This window comes from Cellulomonas citrea, assembly GCF_009829685.1.
GTDB classification, from domain to species: domain Bacteria; phylum Actinomycetota; class Actinomycetes; order Actinomycetales; family Cellulomonadaceae; genus Cellulomonas; species Cellulomonas citrea.
This window is the reverse complement of sequence record NZ_VWSD01000360.1, coordinates 1-576: the sequence shown is the minus strand read 5'-3', so window position 1 is coordinate 576 and position 576 is coordinate 1. Positions and strand designations below refer to the sequence as shown.

The following is a 576-nucleotide window of genomic DNA, read 5'->3' as shown; positions in this document are numbered from 1 at the left end:
GGGGCTGGCCGCCGGGACGCCGGTGACGCTCGGCACGCCGTCGCCGGGAGGTACCGGCCCGGTCGTCCCCGGGGTCGTCGTCGTGCACGTCGTCGGCGCGGTGGCGACGCCGGGGGTCGTCCGGCTCCCTGCCGGTGCCCGGGTGCTCGACGCCCTCGCCGCGGCGGGCGGCAGCACACCGGACGCCGACCTGTCGGCGGTCAACCTGGCTCGGGAGCTGGTGGACGGGGAGCAGGTCGTGGTGCCCCGACCGGGTGAGGTGCCCGCGGCGATCGGCGCGAGCGCGACGGGCGACGGTGCGCTCGTCGACGTCAACACGGCCACGCCGGCCCAGCTCGACGAGCTGCCGGGGGTAGGTCCCGTGCTCGCCCAGCGCATCGTGGACGGTCGCCCCTACCGCACGGTCGAGGACCTGGACGGTGTCGAGGGGATCGGGCCGTCCCTGCTGGACAAGCTGCGGTCGAAGGTGCGGGTCTAGTGCCGGCGCCGGACCTGCGGCTGCTCGGCCCTGCGGCGTCCGCCTGGGCGGCGGCCTGGGTGGTGCTCCGGCTCGCCCCGGTGCCGGCGGCCGGTGCG

At 78.0% G+C, this 576-nt stretch carries 1 protein-coding gene; it reads left to right on the top strand.

Going from position 1 to position 576, the window contains the following annotated elements:
- The coding region (locus F2B26_RS16730) for a ComEA family DNA-binding protein (RefSeq protein ID WP_201292819.1) at positions 1–478 on the top strand (478 nt) is incomplete at its 5' end.
- Positions 479–576: the final 98 nt, after the last annotated feature.